Origin of the sequence: Faecousia intestinalis (genome assembly GCF_040096185.1) — a bacterium.
Classification (GTDB): Bacteria; Bacillota; Clostridia; order Oscillospirales; family Oscillospiraceae; genus JAZOXB01.
On the sequence record NZ_JBBMFF010000092.1, the window covers coordinates 1 to 6,655 of the forward strand.

Annotated in this window: 1 protein-coding gene and 1 pseudogene; one reads left to right on the top strand and one right to left on the bottom strand. The window is 62.6% G+C overall.

All coding sequences use genetic code 11. The features are described 5' to 3' along the window. Positions 1-217 precede the first annotated feature (217 nt). Positions 218-1,561: a YibE/F family protein gene (locus tag WMO66_RS01620; protein ID WP_349134668.1), complete on the bottom strand. Its 1,344-nt coding sequence runs from the start codon at positions 1,559-1,561 to the stop codon at positions 218-220. 256 nt (positions 1,562-1,817) lie between these two features. On the opposite strand from WMO66_RS01620, the pseudogene WMO66_RS01625 reads away from it, so the two are divergent. Beyond that, a pseudogene (locus tag WMO66_RS01625) lies at positions 1,818-6,655 on the top strand (hypothetical protein); the annotation flags it as partial.

Below are 6,655 nucleotides of genomic sequence, written 5' to 3' on the forward strand. Positions count from 1 at the left end.
CGAGATTGCACCCCAAGGGCACTTCCTCGCGCTTCGCGCTCAGGGCGCCACGTCGCTTCGCTCCTCGCAATGACAAATCGGAGGCGATCACCATTTTAACGGCGGCCGGTACGGACTGGAAGTGCGCAGCCGGGCCCGGCTGTCCGCTCCCCTACGGCGGCCTTGTAAAACTTTCCGCTTTCCGGTTTCAAGTTTCCACTTGCCGCTCCCCTGCGTTTTACTTTTTATGCTTTGCAAACAGGAACGCACCGATGAGGGCGGACAGGGGCACGGCGAGGATAACGCCGACGGAGCTGGCGATGGCCTGCACCATCTCCACGGAGAAGAACGTGCCGCTCATGAGCTGGGAGAACGACGGCTCGAGCGACGAGAGATAGATCATCAGCACGAGCGAGCTGCCGACGAGGGCAAGGATGAGCGTATTGGTCATCGTGCCGACCATATCGCGGCCGATGTTCATGCCGGAGCGCAGGAGCTGGCGGCGCGTGAGCGCCGGGTTGACGGCCACGAGCTCATTCATGGCGGAGCTGATGCTCATGGCTACGTCATTCACCGCGCCGAGGGCCGCGATGACAATGCCGCCGACGAGCAGATCGCCGAGCTGGAGCGAGTGCATGGGATCCTGCCCCTGCTTGATCTGCAGCAGGGCCTCGATGGTCGGCTCGGCGGAATACATCTTATAGCCGTTCACGCGCAGCAGGGCGCAGGCCAGCTCGCCGAACAGGGCCGCGAAAGCAACGCCGGAGATCGTGCCGAGGATGGCGCAGAGCGTCTTACGGTTCACACCGCCGAGGATAACGAACTCCACGACCGTCACATAGGCGCACATGCCGAGAATGGTCGGCAGCGTCGGCCAGCCGCCGAGGAGCAGCGGGATGAGGATGGAGAAAATGCACACGACCGTCAGGCCGAGGCCGAGCAGCGACTTTGCGCCGACCCTCCGGCCGACGAGCACCGTGACAACAAGGAAGGCCAGCACCACGAGGGCCAGCGGCACGGTGCGGTCGTAGTCCTGCAGCGTCATGCTGCTGATCTCCCCGTCCTCCTCCGTAACGGCGACGGTCACGGCGTCGCCCGCCTTCAGGATCGTGCCGTAGAGATAGCTCAGCTGGTTCGGCAGCTCATAGACCTGCCCGCGGTATTTGCCGGAGCGCAGCTCCACGCGGACGGTCTGCTTGCCGACCGGGATGTCCTCATAGTCCTGCTGGCCCTGATAGGCGTTATCCGTGACCTCGACGACGCGGCCGCGGACATAGTGCGTGGCCTGCTGCACCGTCGACATCGGCACGGAGGGCGTCTGCTGCGCAAGGCCATAGAACACCAGGAACACGACGGCCGCCGCCAGCAGCACCCACAGGCTGCGCCGCAGGCCGGGCGCACGGGAGCGAAGGGCCAGCACGGTCAGCGCCGCGCCGCCGCAGGCCGTGAGCACAAGGGCGGCGGCGTCCGTCAGCCCGGCCTCGCCGCGGACGAGCCGGACGGCGAGCACGATGCAGGCAGCAAGGAAAAACAGTGCGCCCAGAACGGCAGAGGCCAGACGCGGCAGGGTGAGCTTCTTCATGGGTCAACCTCCGAAAATGTTTATTAACGATTCTATTATACCGTCCGGCCCATGGGCTGTCAACCCTGCGGGCTGTATGAGACGCAGGGCCAAAAAGCGGAATAACGCGGCATATCTTTGGCAATTCTGCCGAAAAAAGTAAAATCTCCGTATGAACATCCTGTTTTCTATGGCAATCGCAGAGAAAGTATGGTATCATAAACTCATCATATTGCCCTCTGCATATACAGGGGGGACAGAAAAGGAGGATAATCTAATGAGGAAACACCTCAGTCGGGTCATGGCGGCGCTCCTTGTGCTGGCAATGGCCCTGACGATGCTGCCCGTCGTATCGGCTGCGAAGGAACGCTTCACGGCCACGCCCATCGACGGCATCCCGGAGAGCGGGCAGACGTTCGTCATCTACAGTGCGCCCGCAGGCGGCGTGTTCTCGCCGGCGGCCGCCGGCGGCGCAGTCGGCGTTTCGGCCGCTTCCGGCTCCGAGGAGTCTGCAAACCTGACCGTGCAGACGGGCGCAGGTGCCTATCAGGCCGTGAAGAACGCGGACGGCACCTACTACCTGACGTGCGGCGGTCAGTATCTGACCGTGGACAGCGCCGAAAAGCTCACGTTCGAGAACGAGCCGAAGTCCGGCTCCTCCATGAGCTCGAAGTGGAAGATCGCCGACGCTGGCAAGGACTACGACGGCTTCTCCATCGCCAGCGCCGAGGTCAAGTACAATAACTACGAGATCTTCCTGGAGTTCTATACTTCCTTTAAGGCCTGGACGTACAACCCGAACAAGAACGACTGGAGCATTTACGTCTTCCGCTTCTTCTCCGTGGACGGCACGGCGGACCCGGACAACGACGGCTACATCGGCACGCGCCCCGAGGCGGGCGAGCTGCCGAAGGACGGCCAGACCGTCGTGATCTACAACGACAACGCGGGCGCCGTCATGGGCCCGCAGACGGACGATACGACTGCGCCCTCCCTCACGGGCGTCGAAGCCACGCCGAAGGGCAGCGGCATCGAGGTCGGCAACGGCGGCCTCATCTTCACCGTTCACACCGACGGCACCTACTACACGTTCGAAAATCAGGGCAAGTTCCTGCGCACGTCCGAGAACCAGTCCGACGGCTCGAACGCCGAGTGCCTGTACTTCGACACCGTCGAGAGCGACTACACCAAGTGGACGCTCGAGAAGAAGTCGGAGGGCTACATCATCTATAACAAGACGGCAAAGTACAATAACAAAAAGGTGTGCATCGAGTACTTCAGCAACGGCTTCAGCGGCTGGACCTACAACGGCAGCCTCGAGCTGTTTGCCATGAAGTTCTACCCTGTGCAGGACGAGCTGAACATTGGCTATGTTCTGAACCCGAAGGTCTCCTTCAAGGCGGCCGACGCCTATCAGGGCCTGGACTACACGTTCTCCGTCACACTGGACGACCTGTCCGACATCACGGAGATGACCGTGCAGTATCAGACGACCGGCGCTGCCGTCACCCTGACGGCCGCCTCCGTCGAGGGCAAGGTCTACACCTACACCGTCCCGATGGCCGCCCTGTCCGGCCAGATGAGCCTGAAGCTCACGGCCAGCGCAAAGAACAGCTTCGGCATGACCTATTCCGGCGAGACGACCGTGCAGGTCCTCGATGAGCCGGTGCTGACGAACGTCATGCCTGCGGCCAACGAGGCCACCGGCGCGAACAAGCGCCCGGAGATCGGCGCAGTCGCCGCCAACCTCGGCGAAGGCCCGACGTTCTCCATGAAGCTCAACGGCGAGAGCGTCACGCCCGTTCTGAAGGACGGCAGGCTCACCTACACCCCGGCGAAGGATCTGGCAGACGGCAAGTACGTCGTCGAGCTGACCGTGACCCGCAAGGACGGCAAGAAGGCCGAGAAGATCTGGTCGTTCTTTGTCGGCGAATCCGGCCTCAGCCTGTATTTCGGCCAGATGCACTCCCACACCGCGGAGTATTCCGACGGTGCTGGCACGCTCGAGGACGCTTATGAGCATGCCATGCAGGCCAAGGACGTCGACTTCCTGATCGTCACGGACCACTCGAACTACTTCGATACGAAGAGCTCCGCCACGAAGACGAGCTACTACGACCTGTCCTCGCTCGAGAAGACCGCGGACGGCACCATGACGAAGTGGGAAGAGGCCAAAAAGACTGCCGAGAAGTACAACGCCCTGTCCACGGATTTCATCGCCGCCTACGGCTACGAGATGACGTGGTCCGGCGGCCCCGGCCACACGAACACCTTCAACACCTACGGCATCGTTTCCCGCAATAACGGCGAGCTCAATGAGAAGAGCAACAGCTATGCGGGCATGCACCTGTATAACGACCTGATGGTCAACGCGAACAAGGGCCTCGATGTCAACGGCGAAGCCGTCGCGGCTGGCGTGAAGACGAAGTGGCTCGAAAATGCTCCGGTCGTCTCCCAGTTCAACCATCCGGGCACGACGTTCGGCACGTTCGATGACTTCGCGGGCTATACCCCGTCGCGCGACGTCGTTCTGAACCTCGTCGAGGTCGGCAACGGCGAAGGCGCAGTCGGCGGCAGCTCCTATTGGCCGAGCTACTCCGAGTATGACAAGGCTCTGTCCAAGGGCTGGCATGTCGCGCCGACGAACAACCAGGATAACCACAAGGGCAAGTGGGGTGACTCCAACACCTGCCGCGACGTCATCGTGACCGACGACTTCACGGAGGCCGGCCTCTATGCCGCCATGGCTGAGCGCCGCGTCTACGCCACCGAGGACCAGAACCTCGCGATCTACTATTATCTGAACGATACCCTCATGGGCGGTATCATCTCGCTCGAGGACGGCCAGACGCTCGAGACCGTCCGCGTCAAAGCGAGCATCGCCGACCCCGACGGCGAGGAGCTGGGCAAGGTCGAGGTCATCGGCGCAAACGGCATCACCGTCAAGACGTTCGAGATCTCCGGCTCGACCTATGAGCTCGACGCCGAGCTGCCGAACACCGAGCCTTACTACTACCTGAAGGTCACGCAGGCCGACGGCGACATCGCCGTGACCGCTCCTGTGTGGGTCGGCGAGGCCACGCCCATCACGGCGGATCTGAAGAACAGCACCGCCCTGAGCACGGTCGGCACCTCTGAGACCATCACCTCCACCATCACGAACGCGGCCACCGCGAACTACCAGATCAGCAAGGTCGAGCTGACCGTCACGGTGGGCGGCACGACGACGACCGTCGAGACCCAGACCCCGGCCAAGACGCTGGCTCCGGACCAGAAGGAGACGTTCTCCTTCACGTTCAAGCCCACCGCCGCCGGTGCGCAGACCCTGCGCGTGCTCTACACCGGCACCTACGAGGGCGAGGAATTCCAGTGTGCCGCAACGCTGGAGCTCAAGGTCTATGACGCGGCCGACCTCATCAACGTCGGCGTCGACCACGGCCACGACAACTACTACCTCTCCGGCGACTATGCCGGAAGCGCCGGCAACTTCATCAGCTTCTGCGCCGACAACGGCGTGAAGTGCAGCTACATCGAGGCCGGTCAGTTCACCTATGACAACCTGAAGAACTATACCCTCCTCGTTCTGACGGTCCCGTACCGCCGCAACACGGCCAAGGCCACGATGTACACCGAGGCCGAGATCGCCGCGCTGAAGCAGTACACGGACAACGGCGGCAAGGTCATCCTCTGCTCCAAGTCCGACCGCGACAACAAGTATGACAACTGCGCCGAGAACTCCAACGCCCTGCTCACCGCCATCGGTGCACACTCCCGCATTGTCAACGGCATCATCGTCGACAATGACCTGAAGGCGAACGAGGCCTACCGTCTCTACCTCTCCTCCAAGGAGAACTTCAACACCGGGCATCCGTTCACCGCGGGCGCCTACACGTCCTCGAACGCCTTCGGCACCACCCCCGCGACGGACAACCAGACCGGCTTCCAGCTCTACAACGGCGGCCCGGTCGAGGTCCTCGACGAGAGCAAGGTGCAGGTCCTCGTGCGCGGCTACCAGAGCACCTGGGGCACGCACTACGACGGCTACTTTGACGGCAGCTCCTTCGTGCCGGAGTACGACGAGTCCGTCGACGGCCGCGTGACCGTCAAGAAGGGCGACGTCAATGTCATGACCTACGAGGATCTGCCCGGCGGCGGCTGGGTCATCACCTCCGGCGTGACGTTCTTCAGCAACTACGACATCAAGAGCGATCAGGATTACGCCAACCGCTTCATCCTGCGCAACATCCTCAACTCCCTGAAGCCCGCCGAGACCGTCACGAAGATCGCGGATGTTCACAAGGCTGCGGAGAAGGAAGAATTCACGGTCGAGGGCACCGTCACGGCCAATGCCTCCGGCTATGACAAGAACACCGCGTTCTTCGACTGCATCTATGTGCAGGACGACACGCGCGGCATCAACGTCTTCCCGGTCGCGGGCAACTATGCCGAGGGCATGAAGGTCCGCGTCCACGGCGGCGTGACCTACTACTGCGGCGAGATCGAGCTGAACCTAAGCAGCGATTACAACGGCAGCATCGAGATCATCTCCGACGATATCACCCCGCTCGAGCCGCAGCTCGTCACAGCGAAGGCCGCGATGGCGGACGAGAACATCGGCAACCTGATGCGCGTCGAGGGTAAGATCACCGAGATCCACAAGACGGCAGGCGTCGTTGACAAGATCTATGTGCAGGACGAGACCGGCACGGCTCTCCTGTTCATCAACGGCTACATCACGAGCACGGACACGAGCCTCGACAAGCTCACGGTCGGCATGACCGTCAGCGGCATCGGCATCGGCTCCCGCGACGTCGATGAAGAAAGCGCCGACAGCGCCATCCTCGCCCGCCTGCGTGTGCGCGACCGCGCGGACATCCACGAGATCTCCGCACCGCACACCCACACCTGGGGCGCGTGGGAGACCACAGAGCCGGCCGGCTGCTTCCACGAGGGCAAGCAGACGCGCACCTGCTCCGGCTGCGGCGCAACGGAGACCCGCACGATCCCGGCCAATTCCGACAACTGCCCGTCCAAGGCCTTCACCGACCGTCCGGACCGGGGCTGGTACCACGAGAGCGTGGACTATGTCCTCGAGACCGGCCTCATGAACGGCAT